At 59.0% G+C, this 25,466-nt stretch carries 20 protein-coding genes and 3 pseudogenes; 13 read left to right on the top strand and 10 right to left on the bottom strand.

Annotation, left to right across the window (positions count from 1 at the left end; translation table 11 throughout):
- Positions 1–177: 177 nt before the first annotated feature.
- On the bottom strand, positions 178–1,701 hold the full coding sequence (locus SM755_RS20535) for an aldehyde dehydrogenase family protein (protein ID WP_323174302.1): 1,524 nt from the start codon (positions 1,699–1,701) through the stop codon (positions 178–180).
- Positions 1,702–1,851: 150 nt separating this feature from the next.
- Between SM755_RS20535 and SM755_RS20530 the strand changes: the two genes are divergently transcribed.
- Together SM755_RS20530 and SM755_RS20525 are read left to right on the top strand one after the other, a co-directional pair.
- A complete protein-coding gene (locus tag SM755_RS20530; RefSeq protein WP_323174301.1) occupies positions 1,852–2,916 on the top strand; it encodes a zinc-dependent alcohol dehydrogenase family protein in 1,065 nt (354 codons plus the stop codon).
- A 135-nt stretch (positions 2,917–3,051) separates the two neighbouring features.
- A pseudogene (locus tag SM755_RS20525) lies at positions 3,052–3,384 on the top strand (transcriptional regulator TrmB); the annotation flags it as partial.
- 7 nt (positions 3,385–3,391) lie between these two features.
- Here the strand turns inward: SM755_RS20525 and SM755_RS20520 are convergent.
- The 3 genes and pseudogenes from SM755_RS20520 to SM755_RS24530 all read right to left on the bottom strand — a co-directional run.
- A pseudogene (locus SM755_RS20520) lies at positions 3,392–3,622 on the bottom strand (hypothetical protein); the annotation flags it as partial.
- Positions 3,623–3,868: 246 nt separating this feature from the next.
- A complete protein-coding gene (locus SM755_RS24535; protein ID WP_369335267.1) occupies positions 3,869–4,204 on the bottom strand; it encodes a transposase in 336 nt (111 codons plus the stop codon).
- 26 nt (positions 4,205–4,230) lie between these two features.
- Positions 4,231–4,417: pseudogene (locus SM755_RS24530) on the bottom strand (IS5/IS1182 family transposase); the annotation flags it as partial.
- A gap of 273 nt (positions 4,418–4,690) precedes the next feature.
- Here SM755_RS24530 and SM755_RS20510 point away from each other — a divergent pair.
- The 3 genes from SM755_RS20510 (at position 4,691) to SM755_RS20500 (ending at position 7,898) form a co-directional block, all read left to right on the top strand.
- On the top strand, positions 4,691–6,169 hold the full coding sequence (locus SM755_RS20510) for an amidohydrolase family protein (protein WP_323174300.1): 1,479 nt from the start codon (positions 4,691–4,693) through the stop codon (positions 6,167–6,169).
- A 146-nt stretch (positions 6,170–6,315) separates the two neighbouring features.
- The gene (locus SM755_RS20505) at positions 6,316–6,708 is read left to right on the top strand and encodes a DoxX family protein (RefSeq protein ID WP_323174299.1); all 393 of its coding nucleotides are present in this window, start codon (positions 6,316–6,318) and stop codon (positions 6,706–6,708) included.
- 227 nt (positions 6,709–6,935) lie between these two features.
- Positions 6,936–7,898, top strand: coding sequence for a helix-turn-helix domain-containing protein (locus SM755_RS20500; RefSeq protein WP_323174298.1), 963 nt, complete (start codon positions 6,936–6,938; stop codon positions 7,896–7,898).
- A gap of 94 nt (positions 7,899–7,992) precedes the next feature.
- Here the strand turns inward: SM755_RS20500 and sod are convergent, their stop codons facing one another.
- The 4 genes from sod to SM755_RS20480 form a co-directional block, all read right to left on the bottom strand.
- A complete protein-coding gene (gene sod, locus SM755_RS20495) occupies positions 7,993–8,595 on the bottom strand; it encodes a superoxide dismutase (RefSeq protein ID WP_006667799.1) in 603 nt (200 codons plus the stop codon).
- Positions 8,596–8,948: 353 nt separating this feature from the next.
- A complete protein-coding gene (locus SM755_RS20490) occupies positions 8,949–9,647 on the bottom strand; it encodes a DUF2270 domain-containing protein (protein ID WP_323174297.1) in 699 nt (232 codons plus the stop codon).
- Positions 9,648–9,671: 24 nt separating this feature from the next.
- Positions 9,672–10,298, bottom strand: coding sequence for a DsrE/DsrF/DrsH-like family protein (locus SM755_RS20485; RefSeq protein ID WP_323174296.1), 627 nt, complete (start codon positions 10,296–10,298; stop codon positions 9,672–9,674).
- 4 nt (positions 10,299–10,302) lie between these two features.
- Positions 10,303–10,545: a sulfurtransferase TusA family protein gene (locus SM755_RS20480; RefSeq protein ID WP_323174295.1), complete on the bottom strand. Its 243-nt coding sequence runs from the start codon at positions 10,543–10,545 to the stop codon at positions 10,303–10,305.
- Between the two features lie 289 nt (positions 10,546–10,834).
- Here SM755_RS20480 and SM755_RS20475 point away from each other — a divergent pair, with 289 nt between their 5' ends.
- Both SM755_RS20475 and SM755_RS20470 read left to right on the top strand, forming a co-directional pair.
- Entirely contained in the window at positions 10,835–11,329 is a 495-nt protein-coding gene (locus tag SM755_RS20475) for a YeeE/YedE thiosulfate transporter family protein (RefSeq protein ID WP_323174294.1), read from the top strand.
- A 98-nt stretch (positions 11,330–11,427) separates the two neighbouring features.
- Positions 11,428–11,874 (top strand): YeeE/YedE family protein, encoded by a 447-nt coding sequence (locus tag SM755_RS20470; RefSeq protein ID WP_323174352.1) that lies wholly within the window; start codon positions 11,428–11,430, stop codon positions 11,872–11,874.
- Between the two features lie 108 nt (positions 11,875–11,982).
- On the opposite strand, the gene SM755_RS20465 is transcribed toward SM755_RS20470, so the two are convergent.
- A complete protein-coding gene (locus SM755_RS20465) occupies positions 11,983–12,741 on the bottom strand; it encodes a DUF1801 domain-containing protein (RefSeq protein ID WP_323174293.1) in 759 nt (252 codons plus the stop codon).
- Between the two features lie 371 nt (positions 12,742–13,112).
- Between SM755_RS20465 and SM755_RS20460 the strand changes: the two genes are divergently transcribed.
- Entirely contained in the window at positions 13,113–13,571 is a 459-nt protein-coding gene (locus SM755_RS20460; protein WP_323174292.1) for a helix-turn-helix domain-containing protein, read from the top strand.
- A 164-nt stretch (positions 13,572–13,735) separates the two neighbouring features.
- Here the strand turns inward: SM755_RS20460 and SM755_RS20455 are convergent, their stop codons facing one another.
- A complete protein-coding gene (locus SM755_RS20455; RefSeq protein WP_323174291.1) occupies positions 13,736–14,638 on the bottom strand; it encodes a DNA adenine methylase in 903 nt (300 codons plus the stop codon).
- Between the two features lie 611 nt (positions 14,639–15,249).
- Here SM755_RS20455 and SM755_RS20450 point away from each other — a divergent pair.
- From SM755_RS20450 to SM755_RS20430, 5 genes are all read left to right on the top strand, one after another.
- On the top strand, positions 15,250–16,557 hold the full coding sequence (locus SM755_RS20450) for a M14-type cytosolic carboxypeptidase (protein ID WP_323174290.1): 1,308 nt from the start codon (positions 15,250–15,252) through the stop codon (positions 16,555–16,557).
- A 218-nt stretch (positions 16,558–16,775) separates the two neighbouring features.
- Complete coding sequence (locus tag SM755_RS20445) at positions 16,776–18,149, top strand: aspartate aminotransferase family protein (protein ID WP_323174289.1); 1,374 nt, start codon at positions 16,776–16,778, stop codon at positions 18,147–18,149.
- Between the two features lie 59 nt (positions 18,150–18,208).
- A complete protein-coding gene (locus SM755_RS20440; protein WP_323174288.1) occupies positions 18,209–18,967 on the top strand; it encodes an SDR family NAD(P)-dependent oxidoreductase in 759 nt (252 codons plus the stop codon).
- Between the two features lie 300 nt (positions 18,968–19,267).
- Entirely contained in the window at positions 19,268–24,334 is a 5,067-nt protein-coding gene (locus tag SM755_RS20435) for a S8 family serine peptidase (protein ID WP_323174287.1), read from the top strand.
- Positions 24,335–24,527: 193 nt separating this feature from the next.
- A complete protein-coding gene (locus tag SM755_RS20430; protein WP_323174286.1) occupies positions 24,528–25,142 on the top strand; it encodes a methyltransferase domain-containing protein in 615 nt (204 codons plus the stop codon).
- Positions 25,143–25,466: the final 324 nt, after the last annotated feature.

The raw sequence follows: 25,466 nt of genomic DNA, 5'->3' as shown, positions 1-25,466 counted from the left end.
GGTTTCCAGATTAAAGGTCTTTTCACTATTCAAGTTCGTTTGACCTTCTCTAATCGGGTTTTCTACGTCATTCTGTGCTGTGTTCTATTGATAATATGTGGAATTTTTCTACACAAAAATGATCATTGACTATCTGATTGCAAGGACTGCCATTGGGAGGCCAAGAGCCAACGATCTCTATTCGAGAGCGATATTGAGCGTCTTTGTCTGTGTATAGTGTTCTATGGCTTCGAATGCAGTCTCACGGCCGATACCAGATTGTTTGTACCCTCCAAACGGTTGTCCAGCTGGGAATTCGTTATAGGTGTTCACCCAAATATTACCAGCTTCGATGTCTTCTGCAGCCCTATAGGCCTGATTCAGATCATTGGTGATCACACCTGCCGCAAGTCCATAGTCAACATCGTTAGCCAGCTCAATCATCTCGTCATACGAGGACCACTCGAAGACCGTTTCGACGGGACCGAAAATTTCCTCTTGAACAGGACGGCTCTCATGATCGATATTCGTGAGTACAGTTGGCGAAACGAAACACCCACTACTGAGTGTCTCATCATCGGGAACGTCCCCGCCCGTTGCAATGTCTGCTCCAGTTTTGCGTGCCTCTTTGATGTAATCTAGTGTTCGATTGGCCTGGTCACGAGTGACCTTTGGGCCAAGAGTTGTTTCCTCAAGGAGTGGATCTCCCATGGTCAAATTCTCTACCTCTTGGACGAACGAATCGAGGAATTCGCTTCTGACATCTTCATGAACGAGAAGTCGTGTTCCTGCGCAACAACACTCGCCGGTATTGTGGAACATCCCGATTCGGGCGACCTGGGCTGCCTTTTCGATGTCTGCATCCGGAAACACGACGACAGGACTTTTGCCACCAAGTTCCAGGGTGACATCCGTAATATTCTCTGCAGCGTTTTTCATCACACCACGACCGACCTCTGTCGATCCGGTGAATGCAAGTTTGTAAATACCATCGTGACGCGACAGTGGTTCACCTGCTTCGGAACCGAAGCCAGTCACCACGTTAACGACCCCATCGGGAAGAACATCGTCGATTTCACGCATAAGTTCTAAGACAGAGAGTGGAGTCTGCTCGGCAGGCTTTAGGACAACAGCATTCCCGGCCGCGAGGGCGGGTGCCAACTTCCATGCGGCCATCAGTAGCGGGAAGTTCCAGGGGATGATTTGTCCAACCACTCCGTATGGTTCCCGAAGCGTCTGGATCTGATGATCACTGTCACTGGGAATCGTTTTTCCACTGTTTATTCGTGCGGCACCTCCGAAATATCGGAAATGATCGATAACGAGATCGAGATCGATTCGAGCCTCCGATATCGGTTTCCCATTGTCGAGTGATTCGATCGTCGCGAAGTCTTCTTTCCGGTCTTCGACCCTATCTGCGATTCCACTGAGAACTTGCTGACGATCTGCTGCCGAGTATGCAGACCAGCACGTGTCGTAAGCTTCCCAAGCGGCATTGACGGCATTGTCGATATCAGCCGCGTTGCCAGCTTGCACTTCTGCGAGAATCTCTCCCGTTGTTGGGTCGTGAGTTTGGAGCGTTTGACCGGATTCACTATCGACCCATTCGCCTCCGATGTAAAGTTGGCCTGGTTGAGATGTGATGTGTTTTTCTGCTGCCTCGCTATGACGCTGTTTTATTGCTGCTTTCGTGTCGGTTGATCGTTGAGAGTCAGTCGACATTGCGACAGTAATTCTGTAGTCATCATTAATAACAATTTCCCCTTGACAGCTACATATAAACCTGATATCGGACTATACCCATTACAATCTACACCGATTACGCCCCAATCCGGTAAATATTTATAATATAATGATAGACAATGACGTGCAATGCGAGCTGTAGTACTCGAGGAATTCGAAGAACCGCTGCAAGTACAGGACGTTGAACGACCAGAACCAGAGTCGCATGGTATTGTCGCAGAAGTCAACGGCTGTGGTGTGTGCCGAAGTGACTGGCATTGCTGGCAAGGAGATTGGGATTGGTTCGGCTACCGGCCCGATCCACCACACGTTCTCGGTCACGAGCCTTGTGGCACAGTCGTAGCCGTGGGTGAAGATGTCGAGACCGTCTCGGAAGGGGATCATATCGCGATTCCCTTCAACTTCGCCTGCGGAAAATGTGACCTTTGCCGGAATGGCCATGAGAACATCTGTGAGAATCATGTTGGGCTTGGCTTCATGAACGAAGCCCCTGGTGCATTCGCCGAGGAGGTTCACGTACCAAACGCAGATATCAATGCTGTTCCGCTACCGGACAGCATTCATCCTGACACAGCTGCAGGAATCGGTTGCCGATTCATGACGTCGTATCACGCGATGGCACATCGTGGTGATGTCGGCAATGGTGAAGATGTCGTTGTTCACGGCCTCGGTGGTATCGGACTTTCCGCCGTTCATATAGCGAACGCACTCGGTGCAAACGTTATCGGAGTCGACCTCTTTGATGAGAAACTCGACAAAGCAGAAAGCCTCGGCGCGGTCGAAACCGTGAATGCAAGTGAAGTTGATGATGCTGCAAAGGAAGTTCAGGACATCACGGACGGTGGTGCCGACTGCTCGGTTGATGCATTGGGTATCAAAACTACCTGTCTAAACGCTGTGAACTCGCTCAAAAAAGGCGGACGACACGTTCAGGTTGGACTGACGACCTCGGAAGAAGCGGGCCAAGTGCCGCTACCAACCGACGCATTCGTAGCCAAAGAGATCGATTTCCGTGGCTCGCTTGGTCTTCAACCATCACGGTACTCCGAGATGTTGGATATGATCAAGACGGGGAAGCTTGACCCGACCGAACTCGTGTCGGAAACCATCTCGATCGATGAAGTTCCGGATACGCTTGCGGCAATGAGCGACTACGATACGATGGGAATCCCCGTCTGCAGTGACTTCAGCTAGATATTCATCTAGCTAATAATTTCGATTTTCCGTAGGAGATTGTTGATGAGCACTGTCTAGATGAGGATTTGAGGAACGAGCCAGCTTCGATCTCTGTCGGGCAGCGGTCGAACGCGGCTTGGACGTTGTCGATGAGTTGCTCGATTCGCAGCCCTTGACCTCCAGTTCCTGCTCTCCGGCCACCGCTACTACTTCGAGGAACTCGAGGCAGTCTCGCCGGTGGAGCTGTGTTGTCACACGCTACTCATCGACGACGGCAGCCGCCACCGCTCGTACTGTCTCCTCCTGCTCAGCCATGTCGACGTCGACGAGGAGGACCTCCGAGAGCAGGCGGTGAAGTATGACCTCGAAGACGAAATCGACGCCTTGCTCCGCTACCTCGAGACGCACGGCGAGGTCGACGACGACCGTCTTCCGGAGTGCGACGAGTTCCAGGAGCTGGCGACTGACTACAAAACCGAATCCTGATTGAGCGCTAATTCGGGCCGAACCTCCGGGAGTTACGTTTCTTCCGGAGGGGAGCGTTCTCGTACTTGACCATCTTCTCGGGCTTGTCTGAGATGGTGTCGTAGATCTGCTGGAGCGTCCCCTCGGCTGCGAGGAGGTTGTGGTCGTCGAGGAGTTCATGTCCCTCTTCGGTGAGCCCGTAGACCATCCATGGGCACCCCTGTCGATGTTCGTCATCGTCGAGGCCGACCTCTTTGACAGGCCGTGGTGAATCGCCAGACGTAGCGTGATTTCACGGGTTCAGAGATTGCTTGATGTTGTGAACCGCATACATCAGGACGAGTTCACGAAATTCACCGTACCAAGTTCGCGCACGCATGGCGTTGCCGAGCGTGCGCTTGATCATCGAGAAGACGTCTCACACATCGCTCGTTGCCGGTAGCGAGGCCCATCGATCCGCGCGTTGTGCGCGTGATCGATGGGCCGGAACTCCCGGTCCCGGTGTTTAATCAACGGTCTCACGCCGTTTTCGCGGAGGTTTTCGCGTAAGTTCATCCAATCGTAGCCTTTGTCGCCAGCCTCGCTGTGTGTCGTGACGTTTCTCGGTCGTACAGTGACCGTCCAGAATGGCTTGGCTTGCTGTGTCGACGAGCGCTGTTGCTTTGAGCGTCTGGACGCGGTAATTCGTCCGGCGGCAGTAGTGCTTGCTAGCGTTTTCGCGGTCGAAAAACGTCGCGTCGATGGCGGCGTGTCCGCTCGGGTCGTGCAGCTGCGTCCCAAAATCACTTTGTGATTTTGTGGGCTGCGCAAAAGCCTCGCTTTTGCGAACGCCGAGAGGCACAACAGCACTCGCTAGAGTGCTGTCTTGATTCTGTCAAACCACTTGACTAGCGTCGAGTGATCAGGGGGGATCAGCCGGTTCAAGGCCGATCTCCCCAAGAATATGTGGCATCTCGCTCAGCAGATCCAATGCTTCTCGGTACGACTTCTCCAAGTAAACCCGCAGACAGTGTAGCGACACAACCGCATACTCGGCGAAGCCGCCACCCCCTTCGAGGGCGGCGACTTCGCTTCGACCATCAACAGCGTTTTTAGCTAACTGAACGACTTTGCTCGTGAAGCGGGAGATCTTCGACATAGAGCATCGGCGGTTTCCCGCTTCATCTTCCTAGTTCTAACGTCGAAGCCGACGCAGTATGGCGATTCACCAGAGCCCACTCATAGGGCCTAGTTTTCTCTTCGTGATCTATCGCGTTTTCGAGCTACTTTGAGATATCCCAACTGAACTACTATCCTATCAGCGCCTGAACTCGAGTTCTGCAAGCCCATGAACAAGCAGAACGGCACTGAACGCCACGGCATCTCGCGCCGAAACTACCTCAAATTCGGGAGTGCAACGGCGCTTTCGATCGGCGCTATCGACAGCGCAACTGCAACAGCACGGCCGGAGAGTTCCGATCAGCACAAGGGGAACCCCGACCGGATCGTAATCAAAAACGGGACGCTCGTTACGGTCGATCCCGACCTCGGTATTCTCCGCGATACGGACCTGCTTATCGCGGACGGAGCGATCGAACGGATCGACGAGTCGATCGACGAGCCGAGCGCCGCCCACCTCGACGCCGAGGATGCAATCGTCCTTCCCGGATTCGTCAATTCGCACCTGCATACGTGGCAAGCGGGCGTTCGCGGAATCGCGGGGAACTGGTCGTTCTCCGAATACCTCGAAACGATGCTCGGAGAGATCAGTCGTCACTATCGACCCCCCGACGCGTACCTCGGGAACCTCTTCGGTGCCGTCGACCAACTCAACGCCGGCACGACGACGATCCTCGACTGGTTCCACATCGCGAACTCGCCGGCACACACCGATCGTGCGATAGACGGTCTCGAAGACGCCGGCATCCGCGCGGTCTTCGCTCACGGACCGCCCGGAGACGACAGTGCAACGTGGTGGGAAGACAGTACGGAATCGCATCCGGACGATATCCGCCGGCTTCATCGCGAGCGCTTTCCCTCGGCCGACGGACGACTCACGCTGGCGATGGGAATCCGCGGCCCGGATTACTCGACTGACGAAGTCGTCACGCACGACATCGAACTCGCCCGGGAACTCGGAATTCCCGCCTCGATGCACATCGGCTCGCTCGGCCCCGGCGGCGTCGCGACGCTCGATGAACTCGGACTCCTCGGCGACGACCTCAACTACGTTCACGCGAACCGGCTGACGCGAGCGGAGTTCGATCGCATCGGCGACTCCGGCGGTTCGGTATCGACGACCCCCGAGGTCGAAATGCAGATGGGCATGGGAATGCCGGTCCTTCGCGAGACCATCGATGGAGGTGCGACACCTGCCGTCGGCGTCGACATCGTCTCGAACGTCAGCAGCGACCTGTTCACGCAGACGCGAACGGCGCTGCAGGTCCAGCGCGCCCTCGATGCCCAGCCGACCGTCGAGCAAAACGAACAGATCGAAACGGTCTCGCTGTCCGCCAGACGCGCGCTCGAACTCGCGACGATCGACGGCGCTCGCGCGCTCGGACTCGACGACACGATCGGCTCGCTGACGCCCGGCAAGCGAGCGGACATCACGCTCGTTCGGACGACCGATATCAATACGACGCCGGTCCACGATCCGGTCGAAACGGTCGTCTTTCAGGCGGGCATTGCGAACATCGATACGGTCCTAGTTGACGGACGGATCGTCAAGAAAGACGGCGTCCTATACAACGATCCCGCGAGAAAACACCGCGATCAGCTCGTGCAGTCGGGACGACGGATCCTTCGAGAAAGCGATCTCTACTGAGGACTTTCGACCTGCCGAACTCGTCGGTAGGAGCCGAACCAGATCGTCCATTCCTTCTCGCAGGGAATATTTCCTGTTAACCGGAGTAGCGGCAGTGGCTTCGGTAAGAGGGGAAGTTAACCCGGTAGCCTTCCTGAAGTCCAATAATGTCCGAGACCGACGCGGCAGACACCGGGACACCGTCTCGATTCGGCCGACTCCTCTTTGCGGGTGGGCTCGCAATACTCGCGATTCGAAACCTGACCGACCTCGAAGGGCGTATCGCCTATGCGGATGCCAAGGGGGTCCCCTCTGCGGACAGACTCGTTCCAGCGGCGAGCGGACTCCTCCTCGGTGGCAGCCTAGGCATCGGCACCTGGAAATTCCCGAAACTTTCCGCGGGAAGCGTCGCGGCGTTCCTTGCAGGCGTGACACCGGTTATGCACGACTTCTGGGCCGTCGATTCGGAATCACGCGATGAGGAACTCACGTCCTTCCTCCAAAACCTAACGCTGCTCGGTGCTGCTATCGTCTTCTTCAGACGAGCGAGTGAGAACTAACGGAACTCCGAACCGCCACTCCACCAACCGGCTTCTCTCCGAGTAACAGAACGAGTTCACTCACACAATCTCTTTGCACACCGGAACTCGGCTTTCTATTCAGCACGCGATGGAGAGCGAGACGCAGCATTCAGCCGTGACCGCTGTCCCGATCGGCTGCACTCGATTCGTCGTGTCTCCTCAGCATCTCCGACAGGTTTTATCGTCGGGTCACTAATGAGACGCGTATGAGCCACTCCGACCGGACTGTCGATTCCAGTACGGAATCAGGGACGGACGCTGACCGGAATCGGACACTCGAGTCAGAGTCTAGCACCCGAACTGAATCCCAGTTGCTCCCTGCAGAAGTGTTCTCGATTCTCGGCAACGATACGCGAGTTGCTATTCTTCGGGCGCTGCTCGAACTCGGCGCGGACGACGCTCCCGTCAGCTTCACGGCTCTCTTCGAAGAAGTCGATATGCAGGACAGTGCGAACTTCAGCTACCATCTCAACCAGCTTACTGGCCATTTCATCACGCAGAGCGACGGCGGATACGAGTTCCGCCATCCGGGGCGGAAAGTCGTCAGTTCGATCTTCAGCGGCACACTCACTGATCGTGCGAAGTTGGGCTTTTTCCCCGTTGATGGGTCGTGTTACGCCTGTGATGGGTCACTTCACGGCTGGTACGTCGATGATACGCTCACCATCGGCTGTACCGACTGCGGGACGATTCAGGTGCAGTATCCGTTCCCGACCGGCGGCCTCGACGACCGATCACCCGACGAGTTCCTCCAGGCGTTTCACCACTACGTCCGCCACCACTACTGCCTCGCCGCCGACGGTGTCTGTCCCGAGTGCACCGGCGCGGTCGAGACCAGTCTCGTTCGCGATCCGGAACCGGATGATCAGGACGTCGCCGTTACTCACGTCTGTCAACGCTGTGGCTACCGCCTCCAGTCGACCGTTGGGCTCACCCTGCTCGACAACGCCGAGGTGCTCGTCTTCCATTCCAAGCGCGGCGTCGACCTGAATACCGAACCCTTCTGGCAATTTGACTGGTGCGTAAGCGACACACAGACGACGATCGTCTCGGACGACCCGCTTCGCGTTCAACTGACGCTTCCCTGTGCTGGCGCTGAACTCGTGGTACGGCTCGACGAGACGGTCTCGGTAATCGAGACGACTGTTGTCGAACAGTCTTCCCAGTGATGACTCTATCTATCGAGTAGCGTGTTGCAACGTAATTGCTGCTGAAAACTGAAAAACGAAGAAATAACGACCGGAACGATGCCCACGTACCGGCTTACTCGAATAGTTCGACGGCCTGCTCGTAGCGGGTCGATGGCTCGTCCCAGTCGACGACCTCGAAGAAGTTATCGACGAAGTCGCCGCGGTCGGGGCCGTAATCGTGGTAGTAGGAGTGCTCCCAGACGTCGAGGGCCAGAATCGGGTGGCTGCCCCAGAGAGCGCCCTGGTCGTGCTTGTCGACGACGATATTGCGCAGCTGGTTGCTAAAGGAGTCGTAGACGAGGAGCGCCCAGCCGCCTGCAGCGGAGGCAGCGGCCTCGAACTCTCCCTTCCAGGCGTCGTAGGAGCCGAAGTCTTCCTCGATGCGAGCCGCGAGGTCGCCCGTCGGCTCGGCACCGCCTTCCGGGCTCATCGACTGCCAGAAGAGGTCGTGGAGGACGTGGCCGGAGCCGTTGTGCGTTACGTTCCGGATCGCCCCCGCCGACGAGGAGAAGTCGCCCGCTTCGCGGTTTGCTTCGAGGGTTTCTTCGGCGCTGTTCCAGCCGTTGACATAGCCCTGATGGTGCGTATCGTGGTGCCAGTTCAGAACCTGTTCGCTGATGTGTGGCTCGAGTGCGTCGTAGTCGTACGGAAGCGGTGGTAGTTCGTAATTGCTCATGTTTCTCGCGTATTCGACTATACGCGGAACGGATATGAATGTTCGCTGTACTGCATTCAAGTAACCTTCCTGCCATCTCCACCTGGGGCAGAAACACGGTCATCCGCTTCGAAATCGAGAATAGATGGGATATGTATCAGATATTCGATGTCTTCTGTGTTTCGGATGTGTTCTCTTCCCCTCAGTTATCTCTCTGCGGCGGAGCACGACTGCTATGCTCTTGCAGTCGATCATTGCTGGAGAGTTCCGGCGGTTGCGAGTTATAGGCTGGCGAGAACAGCGTGCGATAGTCGGCGTCTCACCAGCGACGACCGAGTATCCACTGTGCTCGTTCTCGTTCCTGAGTAGTCTCATCACTTGCGAAGGTCTTTCGACCGGAGTTCACCTCTTGCGCGCCACGTTCGTGGACGAAGTGCGATGACCGTCGCCCCGAGATAGAACACTGCAACGACCGCGATGACGACCTCACCGGGTATCATGCCGATCGCTGCACTGGCCGTCCACGATCCGGACGCAAACGCGGTAATTCGAACGAGCCAGGCAGCGAGCAACACGGTGAAAAGCGGCAGATACACCCGTCTGAGGCGGTGTGCTATCGCTTCTTCCATCGTAATCTTGAGCGTTGGCGTCCGATAGTCCCGGCTCAACTGTCGCCGCCAGGTCGGGTTTGGCACTTCAGCGGATGGATCCAGTCCGTAGGCAAAGACGTTCTTCTGGAGCGTTCTGACCCTGCTCCGCCAGATGTCGTATCCTCGGTACCGTCGCGCTTCGATCACCAGGAACACCGACAGTGTCGCAACACCGATGAGGAGTATGTACTGCGGGGTATCCGGTCTGGAAAACGCCCACGTGAGAATTGCCGAAATCACGAGCACCGCCCAGTTTGTCGTTCGATCCAGACGCTGTCGCCAGAATTTCATGCGATGGATCTCACCGCGATAGAGGTGGGCCATCGCTGAACTCGGGCCCATGTCCGCCTCCAGTAGCCCGGCTCCCAGTTCGCTGTGCGCTTCGTCCGTCGGGTCTTTCTCTCCGGCTGATGAATCCGTCATTGTTCTGGCTGTAATCCGGTCCGATCAGACCAACAGTTGAACGTCGGCGTCCGCCATGTCCCGAACCGCGGTCGCGGCACCGACGCCCACAGTGACACCATCGTAGAAATCCGCTTCGTCGTAACCCATGAGGTCCATCGTCATCTGACAGGCCTGGAACTCGACGTTCATCTCCAGGGCCGTCTCGATGAGTTCGTCGATGGTGGCGGTGTCGTTGTCTTCGATTCGCTTTTTCATCATTTTCGTGGTCATGCGATCCATTCCGGGAAGCGCGGCGATCGCATTCGGTACCGGCATGGTGGGATTGCCGACCGAACTCAGCCCCAACGTCTTGGAGTTCTCTTCGTGGAGAATATCGAGCCCCCAGAAGGTGTGAAAAATCGTAACATCGTACCCGAAGGCTGCAGCGGTGCTGGCGAGGATCAGCGGCGGGTAGGCCATATCGAGCGTGCCCTTCGTTGCGATGATGGACAGTTTCGGCGGTCCCTCGTCGTCGAGTTCAGCCTCCAGCTCGGCGACTCGGGCTTCGAGTTCAGCGACGCGAGTTCGGAGTTCGCCGCGGGTCGATGACTCGCCGGTGTCGACGCTGCGTTCGTTCCCGTCGGCCGCGTCGATCTCGCTGGCGACTGGTTGTGTGGGTTCCGGACACATCGTATTACTTCGTTTTGCGGACGTAGTGAGTGAAGACCGTCTCTCCGTCCTCTTGAGCGACGAGTTCGACGCCGTCGGTCGTCTCGGCCCAACCGGCAATATCGGTCATGCTCCCCGGATCCGTTGCGAGAACCTCGAGAACGTCGCCGTCGTCGAGTTGGTCGACGGTTTGTTTCGTCTTCACAACCGGCATCGGGCAGTTCTGTCCCGTTACGTCGAGCGTTTCGGCGCTGTCGTGGTCGGTCATGATAGTGACTTCACCGCACAATACTATGGCCAATACTAAAAGCATGTCGACAGTAGTGCAAACTATGTACATGACGACATTCATATTTGATCTATTCAGTTAGATACCGGTCCTTAGGCCCTCTAACTGGATTTCTATATTGTGCTATCAAGGGAATACTATGGAAATCCTTATTGGCGCGGCGGCTATAGCTGGTCGTACTGATGACTCACGCCGTCGTTGCCCTCGAGACCACAGTCGAGTTCAGTTCGGATGACCGGCTACCTGCCGCGAACGCGACCGAACTGAAATGACCGACTTCGTCCCGCTCTTCGCGCTCGGTGAACTCTTTCCGCGCGGGATCATACCGTATCTCCTCGGCGGCGTCCTCGTCGGGTTCGGTGCCGCAGTTATCTACCTCGCGACTGGGACCATCGCGGGCGCGAGCACGTTCCTCGAGTCGACGCTGTCGTACGTCTCGGACGTCCCGCGATTCAATCGCCTTACGTATGTCCAATCGCGGGACTGGCGGCTCGTATTCACGGCGGGGATCGTCAGCGGCGCTGCCGTGTACGCAGTTCTGTTTCAGGGTAGTCTTTGGATGACGGAAGTACAGTGGTGGCGACTGCTCGGTGGGGGCTTCCTCGTCGGCGTTGGAACGCGCCTCGGAAAGGGCTGTACGTCGGGCCACGGCGTTTGCGGAATCGGCTCGCTGTCGAACACGTCGGTCGTGAACGTGGCGACGTTTCTCGCGTTTGCGGTCGGGACCGCCCAACTGGTGCAGGCACTGGGGGTGACGCCGTGAGCACCGAACTTGCTCGGCGGGACCCTGCGGAGCGCGCGAGCGATGACCGTTCCGATGGGGACCGTTCTGGCAGTGACAGCGGCGATAATCGCAGTCCGCTGGTCGTCCCAGTTATCTACATCGGTGGATTGCTCTTCGGGTTCGGACTGGCGATTAGCGGCATGGCCCGTCCGGAGGTCGTACTCGACTTTCTGCAGTTCGAGGACTTCGGGCTGTTGTTCGTCATGGGCGGGGCTGCCGTCGTGACCGGCATCGCGTTCACCGTCGCAACGCGATCCCTCCGCCGTGCGCCGTTGACCGCCACCGCGTACACGCGCCGACTGAAATCGTTCGACCGGAACGTCGTTATCGGTGGTGCGATCTTCGGTATCGGGTGGGGAGTCTCCGGTATCTGTCCGGGCGCTGCCTACGCGAGTGTCGGCATCGGCAACTATCCGATTCTGTGGGCGATCGGCGGAATGTTCCTCGGCGCGTACGCACAGGGCTACTGGCGAACTCGTCGTTCACCCAGTGCCGAGAGCACTCCCGAGACAGCATCTAGCTAACTCCGTCGATCGATCGGTTCCGTTCAACCCGTGAGGAGCTACAAATTCGGTCAGTAGTGTGACCGAACGCAGACTCCCGAGTTCACAGTCGTTTCGGATCGTAGAAGCTCACCAGCCCATCCCCGGATCATCGGCAGCCTGCCGGACCCAGGAAGCGACCTGCTCCTCGTCCAGCGTATCCGTCTCCTTCAGGTCCAGGGCCTGTCTATCCGGACCCGTCCCGCTGGGCGGCTCTGGATCGAGGTACGTTTCACACACGAATGTCAGTTTCACGTGTTTCGAGAACGCACTGAACGATGAGAACCATCCTCGGTCCTCGACGCCATAGAACGGTTGGTGGTACTTCACGGCGCGACGCACATGGGGAACTTCCCGTTGAATGATCTCGTCGAATTGTGCCGCAACTTCGCTCTTCCAACCCGGTAGCGCTGCAATGTACGCCTTCACCGCTGCCGATCCATCGGTATCATCCTTCCGCCGTGCCGCCTGGTATTGTTTCCTCCGTTCCTCCCATTCCTCTTCCGTCGGAACCTTGTCCGCCAGTTCGATTTCCCCGACGTCCTCGTCCGCGATGGTTTTCTCTCCCTCTCGACCTGATATCGCCGTCACGACCAAAATTTCGTCCCGCTCTTCGGGAGCGGAAAACAGGTCGATGTCCAGCCGCAACGTCCCTCCTCGCCAGTGGCGAGCAAAGCCAACCCAGCCGTTGGGGTGGTCGTCCCGGGCGTCTTGTTCGACCCGGAAAAGGCCCATCAAGGCTGGAATGGCGTCGGCACCCCACTGAAGCCCCCGTTCCAGATCCGTGAAACGAACCCCCTCGTCGTGGTCGGCACGGTAGTTGGGTGCTCTGATCGCTCGATTCGCCATCACGAGTTCGGAGACCCGCTGGGTCGTAAGTGAGTCAGACACACTCATAGTCACTCACCTACACGTGGTAGTAGTTTATCAATATTCCCCGGTCCTGGGGGAGCGGAGAGCCGTATTCCTCGGGACAGGGTAGCGGACTTAACAGGGGTACAATCGTCAAGCGATCCTCGCCGCTGGGGCCGTAGATTGTCCCGACTCGACTTATAAGGGGGCGGATTGTGACAGAATCGATCGATTCTACCCCTGTCACGGCACAACGGACGGACGAGTGAACCCGGTCTACTATCTCGCCTGCTCTCGCCGCTCTACTGGCAGTATTGTGCTCTTTATGCGAATACTTTTGAGCGCCGCGACCCTACTACAGATAACAGATGGCTGATTCAATGAGCGAAATGCTCCGTCAGGACATGCAGTGTGAGGGGCTGCTGGAGTGTTTCCACGACCTCAAGGAGATCGACAAAGAGGTATTCCAATTGCTCAGCGACGAAGCGGAGCCGCTGACGGTCGACGAAATCGGTGATCACATCGATCGTGAGCGCTCGACGGCCTATCGATCCGTCAACCGCCTGCTGCAGGCCGGCTTCCTCCAGAAGAAACAGATCAACTACGACCAGGGCGGATACTATCACGTCTATCACCCGCGAGATGCCGAGGACATCTCCCAGGAGATGCAACGGCTGCTCAACGATTGGTACGCGAAAATGGGTCAGTTGATCGCCGAGTTCAGCGAGACGTACGCCGTTGAACCGGAACCGGAATCGGAATCGGAATCGGAGTCAGAGTCAGAGTCGGACTCGGAATCTGAGCCGGTTGCATCTGCCGACCAGTAGCTGTCGTGCTCGCTGTCGTCACTACTATCTCCCGATACTCTCCATCTCCGCGATATCCGCACAGCGGTCTCCGAATGCTATCCTCTCCGCGGATAACCGCCTGTGAAGTCGAGCCGATCACGGTCACCGGTAGCCATCACGAGTGACACGACCCACAGCCGACGCTACTCGCCCTGATCGGATCGGTCGGACGTATCGGACTGGTCGGATCGATCAGACTGACCGACCCCTCCGTTAACCCCCGGTAACGTCGTCTGCGTGCCTCGCTGGAAGCGTCCCGTCTCCTCGATCTCGTAATTCATCACCAGTCGCTCCGTCGCCGCCGTCGACCGACTCGCGTCGTCGTGTTGCTTGTTCATAAACTGCGAGCGGTCCTGTTCGATGACCGTATACTCCTCCAGACGCTCCGGTAACCGCTGATACGACACTGCCCACCGCCCTTCGAGTTCACGGAGCGTCTCGACGAATCGCTCGTGATCGAACTCGCCGTGGCGATACAGGATATCGCCCTCGTCGACGTACGGCGGATCGGCGTAGAAGAACGTCTGTTCCCCGTCGTACTGGGCCATGAGATCGGCGTAATCGAGGTTCTCGATCTGCACGTTCTGAAACCGCTCGGCGAACTCGTGGAGGTGTTCGGTCGCGTTGCGGAACTTTCGGGCCTTGTTTCGCTGGTTGGCGGCGGCGAAGCCGGACGCGGTTCGGTACTTGGCGGCGTACTGGGAGTATCGGAGATAGAAGAAGCGCCCGGCGCGCTCGATGGGGTCGTCAGGCCGCTTGCCGTCGTAAAACGCCCGTTTCCACGCTTCGTGTTGTTCGCGGGCGTAGGGCGTTTGCTGGAGCCACTCGACGAGTTCGTCCTCGCGTTCGCGGAGGGTGGTAAAGAACTGGACCAGATCGCCGTCACGGTCGTTGTAGACTTCGATGTGGCTCTCGTCTTTGGTGACGAGAACTGCTGCGCTGCCGCCGAAGACCTCGACGTAGCACCTGTGGGGCGGAATGCGGTCGATAATCCACGGGGCGAGGTATGATTTGCCGCCGGGATACGGGAACACCGACGTAGTCACAGCGGTTTGTTTCGGCCCTGCCGTTATAATCCCTCTCTTCGACTCTTCGCACGTCTTCGGTAACGTATCCCGATGTGCCTCGTGGTCAGGGGTCGCTCTTGTTCGGTTGCGGGACGACATCGGAAGACGCGGTTTGACGCTTGCAGGGAATACTACTGTCCGGACGGGGATACGTTTCCGTACGTGTCCGTCTTCTGGACGAGCCTATCTTCGACGCCGCTTGATAGTCGTCACGCGTGATCGGAGAATCGATCTTCGAATGCTGATCTGGACACGGGCTATGCCGAAGAGCAAGGCGACGACCGCATGCTCTCGAAAGAACGCTGGAACGCTGGAAGAGACACCCTTCCGGTCGTGCGCTCAGTTGGTTCTCGTGAAACTGGCTGAATTCTACGGGTATCCACCGCCAAACATCCTGAATTCCTGAATCAAGACGCTACGAGCCCCTCTGGTGAGAATGCACTCTTAGAGACGGTGTGCGTCGATCTCTATTGCTATTCTGAAACGTAACTGAATACCGGCGGTAGATCGTCATTATTTGATGGACATAATTTATATCGATCCATAATCGGATCTTTACTAACTATATCGCCACGGTTGACTTTCGCGGAATGAAAGATACAATCAGCACTGAACTCGACCGACGACGATTCCTTCGTGGGACGACTGTGGCGGGTCTCACGGGTGCAGTAGGGGTGAGTGGTATCACAAGCGGAACCGAGGATGGAACTTCGATAACTGCGACTACAGACTTCGATTCAGGCGGTGGCGTCGAAATCAACCAAGAAAATAGACACGTAGAATTAACCAATATCGACGACGAAGGATATAGTTTCCTCGGGTATATGCATTTCAGACTTGAGGGAGCAGCGAATACGGATGTTTCGTTTAACATCACAAATCTCGACGAGTCGAGAATGCCTACGAACTACAGGCTTCTGTATACATCGAGCCTCGAATCCGGAGACTGGACCCGGATGGACGATGAAGTCGGGGACGGCTTTTCCCAGACGTTCGACTCCGATGAAGTGTATATCTCGGGCTACAGAGCCTATCCGTATCAGCAGACGGTGCAGCGAGTGACTGAACTCGAGCGTAGCTATCCGAGATTTGTCGAAACGGATGTGATCGGCCAGAGTGCGAATGGACGGGATATGCACGCGGTTCGTCTCACTAATCCGGCCGTCCCCGACGAAGAGAAGGCGGATATCATTTCTATCACGAGACAACACCCCGGAGAAGTGGAGGGCTCGTGGCATATGGATGCCGCGATCGACTACGTGCTCGAAACCCTCTGTGATTCGACGGCTGCATTCGAAGACGAGTTCTGTTTCCACTTCATTCCGAATGCGAATCCGGACGGGATGTACGAGGGACATCACAGACACACTCCACAAGGATACGATTTGAACCGTGAGTGGAATACGGAGCCACCGGTTGAAATCGAGAACATGATGTCTTACATGCGGGAGAATCTGGACGATGTCCATTGGGGATTCGACTTCCATTCGACAACGAACTCCAACTGGGACGCCGTAGTCTACGGCGAGGATGCTGTCGATGACGACGATCTCGATACGATCGACGCGATTGCGTCTCATTCACTCTCGTATCCAGATACGACACGGTCGAGCAACACAGATGGTACCGCGTACGCGTTCATCAACGACGAGTTCGATGCTGTGATGGTCGTGACCGAAGCGTGGACGTACCGCGAGTACTCGGCCGCAGAATTAGCGGCGGAAGGACGAAACTTCTTCAGCGAGGTCGCTCCACGGGAGGACTCCCCATCGCGTGGTCGTCGATCGCCGAAAAACATCTGTTCATCAGGTTCCTGTGGTGAGCATCCGTATCCGGTTGAACTGCCCAGTAGTCTTCCTTGGGGAAAGAATTTCGACCCGATGGAGTATCTCTTCTGATATAAGAACTCGTGAAAACGCTACGCACTACGGATCGGGTGGGTAACAGAGTACTGTGTCTTGATTGGTCGTTCAATGCGGATCATTCGACCCAATCTCTCGGCTGAACGTGCGGGGATGGCCAGTTCACCTCCGGGTTCTGTTGGACACTGTCTCACTATATCTACCTATGTGGAATAAGAGTCAAATATATGTGGGATGCGTGAGATAGTTTTGATATGCCTATCGGTCCAGCAATCGACGACCTACACTTCAGTGACGAACCCGCTGTCGACGACGTTCCCGGTCCTCGATCAACCGACCTGTTGGAGCGCCAGCGCGAGGTTGATAGCAATGCCGTTGCGTATCCGCGCCGGATCCCCATCGCACTGGATGAAGCACGCGGTGCGACGGTCCGTGACGCCGACGGGAATACGTTCCTCGACTTCTTCGCCGGCATCGGCGTATTGAACGTCGGCCACTCCAATCCCTACGTTCTCGATGGCGTCAAAGACCAGTTAGATGCCGTTACGCACACGATCGACTTTCCAACCGAGCCACGGGTTGATCTCATCGATAAACTGCGCGAAATCGCCCCCGGTGGACTCCAGGGGTCGAGCAACGTCGTCTTCGGCGGTCCGAGCGGCAGCGACGCCATCGAGGGCTCGATCAAACTCGCAAAACAACACACCGGCCGCCACGGCCTGCTGGCGTTCGAAGGGGCCTACCACGGGACGACTGCCGGCGCGCTCAGCCTCACTGCGGCCAAGAAATACAAGACCGACTACAGCCCGTTGCTCGCCGATGCCGTTCACGTGCCCTACCCCGACACGACTACCGGGACGGACGGCGATAGCGAGGCCGTCTCCTGTTCCCGGGCACTCGACGCCGTCAAACGGAAATTCGAGGACCCGTACGGCGGTCACGAATCCCCCGCCGGCATCTGGGTCGAACCGATCCAGGGCGAGGGCGGTATCAACGTCCCCCCGGCCGAGTTCTTGGGCGGCCTTCGGGACATCGCCGACGACAACGATGCGTTGTTGATCGTCGACGAAATCCAGACCGGACTCGGGCGCACCGGCGAGTGGTTCGCGTCCGACCACTTCGACGTCACCCCCGACGCGATCACGATGGCAAAGGCCCTCGGCGGCTCCGGACTGCCGATCGGTGCGATGCTCTATCACGAGGACTTCGACACGTGGGGGCCGGGCGGTCACGTCGGCACCTTCCGCGGTAACGCGCCCGCGATGGTCGGCGGTATTCGCGCCATCGAATACATTCAGGAACACGATCTCCTCTCGCACGCGACCGATCTCGGCGAGTTCATCCGCGGCCGGTTCGCGGAACTCGCCGAGACGACGCCCGAAATCGCCGCCGTTCGCGGGAAGGGCCTGTTCATCGGCGTCGAACTCGTCGACGACGATGGCAGTCCCGCCGATGAACTCGTCAAAGCGGTCCAGACGGACTGTTACGAGAACGGCGTGTTGGTGTGGAGTGCGGGGCGTCACGGGAACGTGCTGCGGTTGATTCCGCCGCTGGTGCTCACCCGTCGACAGGCCGAGGTCGGAACGGAGATCATCTGCGAGGCGATCGAGGAGTGTACCCGGGGATAACGCGTATTCATCACCACCGGTAGAATAGTTACCCCGGACGCGAAACGGACGGGATACAATTGTCTGGGAGTAATAGAGTCGTTGTCGTTACCGGTGCGAACGAGGGTATCGGCTATCACATGCTCACGTCGCTGGTCGCCGACGGCTACCGGGTCGCTGGGCTGGACAGTACCGTTGCAAATCTCGAATCGCTCCAGGAAACCGAACCGAAGCGCGTCCGGTATTACGAATGTGATGTGACGGATCCGGACGACGTACAGGACGCAGTTTCCGGCGTCATCGAGACGTGGGATCGGATCGACATTCTCGTCAACAACGCCGGGATCTCCACCGTCGCTCCGTTCGGCGAGCTGGCGATGGAGGAGACGCGTCGCGAATTCGAGGTGAACGTCTTCGGATACATGCGGATGATTCGGGCGGTACTCCCACATATGCGGGATCGCGGTGACGGTATCATCCACAACATGGGGTCCGGGACGGGCGATGTCGGTCATCCCGGACTGTCCGGATATGCCGCCACGAAGGGAGCAATTAAGGCGTTCGTTCGTTCACTACGACTCGAACTGCACCACACCGGCGTCTCGTGTACTCTGATGGTGCCACCGACGACGAATACGCAGATGGTGGCCGGGCTTGAATACCCGTCGTGGATGACATCCGAACCCGATGCGGTCGGTCGCAAGTTGGCCAGTCACATCGAATCGACGCAACCGGTGATCACACCCGACCGAAAAACAAGGCTCGGCCTCGCGCTCATCGACTGGTTCCCATCACTCTGGCGAAAGATCACGAGCCGATTCGTCGAGTCCCCCGACTAGCTATTTTTCTGTCTCTTTCGGCCTGGTTTCCGCGCCAGAGGTGTGACTCCGCTCTTCTCCTGGGTTGTGGGGTGTGTGGTTTTACCCTCCATCCGATCACGGAACGTCGATGATTGGATATCAATGGGCATATCTAGACAGAATTGGTAATTCAAATGTCCGTTAATTATATCACTCCGTTCGTGATTCCCTCCGAGTGTGATCACGCAGTGTGAAATAACACAAGAAAATCAATAAGATCCGAAGAGACGTGAGGTCCGCGTTGTGTGGCAATTACTGGGGTTCAAGAGACACATCTACATGACAGACACACGAGAACGGTTCATGGCTGTGCTGCTCTCCGTGCTGCTGGTGCTTTCGCTCGTCGCGATCGCCGGTGCCGGACTGGCAGGCAGTGCAGTCGCAACAGAAGGAATCGAGACACAAGCAACCGATACATCGACCGGCCCCGCAACGGTCGATCCCGCACTCGACAATGCGGAGGGGACCGAGGAAGTCTACATCATCCTCGATCAGTACGACGGTGAACTCGGCGACGACCGCGAGCAGGCGATTGCCCGCCTCAAGGAGTTCGCGGCGGAGTCACAGGCCACCGTGACGGCGGATCTAGACACTCTGTCCGGCGTCGAGGTGATAAACACCTACTGGATCACGAACGCTGTCCGCGCCGAAGTCGACACAACCGCCGTCGACACGGCTGAACTCGCGTCGATCGAGGGCGTGCGGACGATTCAGCTCAAGCCGGAGTACCAGGTGCCGGAGCCGGCTAGCCAGTCCGCCGCCGACGCAACTCCTGACGCGGACGAGTTCACCTACGGCCTCGAGCAGGTCAACGCGTCCGAGACGTGGAACGACTTCGGCACGCAGGGCGAGGACGTCAAGGTCGCAGTGCTCGACACCGGCTTCGACGTCAGTCACCCGGACCTCGACCTCTACACCGAGGATGCGGACGACCCGACGTATCCGGGCGGCTGGGTCGAGATCGGCCCGGACGGTGAGCCGATCGAGGGCTCCGAGCCGCACGATACGCACTATCACGGAACGCACGTCGGCGGTACGGTCGGTGCCGATGCGCCGACCGACGGCGAGACGCCCGCGTACGGCGTCGCACCGAACGTCGACTTGCAGCACGCACTCGTGTTGCCGGAGGGATCGGGTGCCGACTCGGACACGCTCGCCGGCTTCGAGTACGTCATCGAAGAGATGGACACTGACGTCGTCAGCATGAGCTTCGGCGCGGGCTGTGGCCTCTTCGGTCCGGTCTACGACGACGCCTGGATTCCGGCGATTCAGAACGCTAACGACGCCGGCGTCGTGGCGGTTACCTCGGCCGGCAACTCCGGCGAGGGCTGTGTCGGTTCGCCGGCGAACATTTACGACTCGTTCGGCATCGGTGCCTCCGACGAGGCCGGCAACATCGCCGACTTCTCGAGCGGCGACACGATCGCGGGCGACAACTGGGACGAACCGGATCCGGAGTGGCCCGACGAGTGGATCAAACCGGACGTCTCCGCACCCGGTGCGGACGTGCTGAGCGCCGCACCCGGCGGCGAGTACGACACGCTTTCGGGCACGTCGATGGCCGCCCCGCACACGTCGGGCGTCATCGCGCTCATGCTCGGGGCGAACGACGATCTCACCGCCGAGGAGGTTCAGTCGACGCTCGAAGAAACCGCCTGGAAACCCGACGACGCACCCGACGAGAAAGACGTTCGCTACGGCCACGGCATTATCGACGCCCACGCGGCCGTCGACGAGGTCGCCGCAGGCGCGCTCGAGTACGAACTCGGCGACGTCGACCAAGACGAGTCACTCACCGTGCAGGACGTGCAGCTGACCCAGCAGTACCTGCAGGATATGGAGCCCGAGCCGTTCGCCCAGGGACTCGCTGATCTGGACCGTGACGGCGAGGTCACCACGACCGACCTGAACCTGCTCCAGCAGAAGGTTCAGGGCACCCTCGCTGAGGGCGAGATCACGATTTCCGACCTCGACGTTCCCGACGAGGTCGACCAGGGCGAGCCACTCGAGGTCACCGTCGACCTCGAAAACCCCGGCGACGAAGGGGCAGTACAGGAACTCAACCTCTCCCTGAACGACACGAGTGATGAGCCGGTCGCAACCGAAGTCGTCGACATGGCCGCACCCGGCGTCGACGATCCGATCGACCACCCGGCCGAGACGACGATCACGGTCGAACTCGACACCGCGGCCATGGACGGCGATACCTACACCCTTACGGTCACGAGCGAGGACGACAACGCGTCCGCCGAGTTCACCGTCCGGGCTTCGAACTTCGAGGTCACGTCCCTCGACGCGCCGGCCGAAGCTGACCGCGGCGAGGAGATCACCGTCAACGCGACGGTCGAAAACACGGGGAACGTCGATGACACCCAGTCTGTCGAGTACCGGTTCGACGACCTGGACGACGCGCTCCTCGCACAGAACGTCACGCTCGCGCCCGGCGACGACGCGACGGTCACCTTCGAAGCTGACACGGCGAACGTTTCGGCGGGGACCTACGAGCACGGCGTCTTCACCGAGGACGACGCGGCGACGGACACGATCGATATCCACGAAGCGTTCTTCAGCGTCGACATCACCGACGCGCCGGCCGAACTCGCGCCCGGCGAGTCCTATAACGTCAGCGCCGTCGTCGAGAACACCGGTGGCGCACCGGGCGACCAGGAGGTCGTCTACGAACTCGGCGAGGGCGGCGGCGACGTCGCCGTCGTCGACGTTGCTGCGGATACCTCGCAGGGCGAGGCCGTCGCTAGCGTGCTCGACGAACAGCTCAACAACGACACCTACACGGTCGACGTCGTCACTGCGGATACGCTGCTCGACGCGATGGACGACTACGATACGTTCGTCATCCAGCGCTTCGGCAGCGACACGATCGCGTCGGACTTCCTCGACGAACTCGAGGAGACCCAGAGCGCGGTCTACCTCGACTCGCACCAGGGCGGCACGGCGGAGACCTACGCTGATGGCGTCTTCCGTCTCAACAACGTCCGCGAAGATCCCGCGGAGCGCGACTCCGAGGGACTCGGCACGTCGAGCGATCCCGTCACGATCGACATCGACCAGAATCACGCCGTCTTCGCCGGCGTCGGCGAGCCCGGTGACACCGTCGAGATGTACACCGGGACCACGACCTGGGGAAGCTGGTTCGACAACTACAGCGGCACGACGCTCGCGACCGCCGACTATGGCGGCGACTACGCCGGTCCGTCTGTCGCCGTCAGCGACGACGGCAGCGAAGTCTTGCTCACCGCCACCGGTCGCGACTACTTCACCAACGAACCGGACTTCACCGACGAAGCGAACCAGTTGCTTGCAAACGCCGTCGAGTTCGCCACGACTGGTGGCGTGACGGCCGAGGCCGAGACGGTCGACGATACCAATACGACCCTCGTCTCCCTGGAGCCGGGCGAGAGCGAACAGCTGACGTTCTCGGATACGGTACCCGCCGACGCCGAGAGCGGTGACGCGAGCCACATCGTGGCCAGCGAGGACGAACAGGACTTCGTCTCGGCCACGATCGACGACGGGCCGAACTGGTCCGTCAAGGGAACGGTCACCGACGCTGCGACCGACGAGCCGATCGCAAACGCCAGCGTCGAACTCGAAGCCGGAAATGAGACCTACGCGAACGTGACCGACGCCGACGGACAGTACGGGCTCGCGAACGTCCCTGCGGGCGAACACGAGCTCACGGTCACGGCCGAGAACTACGCGGAGCGGACCGTCTCCGTCGACGTACCGGAAAACGAGACGGTCACCAAAGACGTCGCCCTCGACACGCTGTCGGGAACGATCAGCGGCGAGGTCGCGGCGAGTGACGACGGCGAACCCGTCGAAAACGTCACGGTCGTCGCCGAGAACGGCGACGGCGAAGTCTACGAGACGACGACCGACGAGAACGGCACGTACGAACTCGACGGCGTCTCGGCCGGCACGTACGTCGTCGATGTCGCCGACGCGCCACCCGGCTTCGAACCTGACGAAGTCATCACCGTTGCGCCCGGCGAGCACGTCGACGGCGTCGACTTCGAGATCGACCGTACCGCCGGTTCGATCGAGGGCTACGTCACGAACGCCGCCGGCGTTCCGATCGCAGACGCGAACGTCGTCGACGCCGACGACGGCGCGTTCAACGCGACCACGAACGAGAGCGGCTACTACGAAATCACGAACGTCACGCCAGGCACCAACGCGCTCCGGGCGACCGCCGACGGCTACGACGACTCGAACGTCGAGTTCGTCGAGGTCGAGACCGGCGAGACGACGACCGCCAACCTCACGCTCGGCACCTACTTCGAGGTCGGCGACCTCGCAGCACCCGACACCGCCGCGCCCGGTGAGAACATCACCGTCAACGCGACAGTCACCAACACCGGCGACCAGACGGACACCCGAACGGTGTTCTACTTCCCGCCGGGCACCGACTTCGGTCCCGACGTGATCGACACCCAGAACGGACTGTCCGAGACGGTCACGCTCGACGGCGGCGACTCGACGACGGTCGAGTTCACCTACGAGATCCCCGCCGACGACGAGCCGGGCGAGTACGAACACGGCATCTCGGCCGACGAAGTCGCGTCGACGACGATCACGATCGAAGGGGACGACGGCGGCGACGCGACCTTCGACGTGAGTGAACTCGACGCACCCGCGACGGCCGCACCGGGCGAGACCGTGTCGGCCAACGCCACGGTCGAGAACACGGGCGACGCCGCCGGCACGCAGAACGTGACGTACGCGTTCGATAACGAAACCGTCGACGAGACGACCCTCTCGCTCGACGCGAACGAGACGGCGATGCTCGAGTTCACCGTCGAACTCCCCGACGCCGAGGGAACGTATGAGCACGTCGTCGCCTCGGCGAACGCGTCGGCGACCGCACAGACAACCGTCGAGAACGACAGCGAGCCGGAACCGGCCTACTTCGAAGTCACCGAACTCGACGGGCCGGATATCGTCGAAACCGGCGACGAACTGACGGTCAACGCGACGATCACCAACACCGGCGACGAACTCGACGAACAGGACGTGTTCCTGTTCTGGGACACCACGGCGGCCGAGATCGATCTCGAAGACGGCGATCGCTCGGCCGACGAACGCCGCGAGGCCGGCGTCGACTCGATGGCGACGGTTGAACTCGACGGCGGCGAATCGGAAACGGTGTCGCTCACCTACGCGGTCGAGAACGACACCGAGCCGGGTACGTACCAGTACACGGTCTCCACGCTGCAGGAGATGGTCGACGGCGAGGTTACCGTGGAAGCGCCCGATGACGTCTCGATTCTTCCGGTCCGCGGCGGGCACGGAATGCAGTCCGTCGGAACCGCGCTGCTCGGCTGAGCGGGTTCTGACACACCACCCGTTCACCCGTTTCGACCCCGATTTTTTCGCGACTTGTGACGGAACGAAGTCCCGATAACCGTGAATCCCGTTTGGATCGATCATGCGTTCGGCCGCGTGCGTCCGCCGACTCACGCGGGTGGTGATTTGTGCGACGGCTGATTTTATCCCCTCTCCCGTGAAACCGGCTGTTATGAATTTCGCAGACAGAGAGCGAGTTTACGGACGAGAAGAGTATTATTGGGGAACTGAAGCGAACGAGATGGCGGCACAAACGCTCGAGTTCGCCCCGGAAATGGCCGATTCGATAACGGCGATCGATCTCGGTGCCGGCGAAGGACGGGATGCCGTGTTCTTCGCCGAGCAGGGCTGGGACGTCTGTGCGGTGGACGTTTCCCCGAACGGCCTCCGGAAGGCTCAGCGACTCGCCGACCGGCGGGGCGTAACGGTTCAGCCGGTCCAGGCCGATGCGAACGACGTTTCGATCTCGGGTCCGGTCGACGTGATCTATTCGGCGGGCGCGATCCAGTATATCGTCCCGGAAAACCGTCCCCAACAGTTCGCTCACCTCAAACGGAACACGGCCGCAAACGGAATCCACGCGATGTTCGCGTTCGTCGATCACCCCGACGTGCCGACGCCGCCGGACTGGACCGAAAACGAGTTCTTCTACGCACCGGGCGAGTTGCTGGAGTACTACGACGGGTGGACTGTCCTCGAGATGGAACGTCTCATCTTCGACGACGATTCCGGAGCTGAACCCCACCAACACGCGGCTGAACTCGTGTTTGCACGGAACTCGAACTGACCGACCCTGTTGAACCTCTTGGAGGGTTACAAGTTAGACCAGTCGGTTAATCGAATACAGTTCCGGCCGGCAGATGCGTTATCTACGTCCGATTTTGAGGAGATACCGATAGGGCGTGAACAATACGTACTGGAGGCGGCCGCGGAGTCCTGTTTCACTGGCATACACAAGTACCGGGAAATCAACGTGAGACGACTGTTGAACGACCCGGTCAGCGTTGCTTCCGAAGACGAATCGACGAAATACTCGATTTCGAGACGCACCAACGAGCAGTGGCCCGCCAACGTTGGTCGCCACGTCAATTAATGTGTCGGCGATAGTCTC

This window comes from Natrialba sp. PRR66, from assembly GCF_034808065.1.
Taxonomy (GTDB): Archaea; Halobacteriota; Halobacteria; order Halobacteriales; family Natrialbaceae; genus Natrialba; species Natrialba aegyptia.
This window is presented reverse-complemented; position numbering and strand designations above follow the sequence as displayed.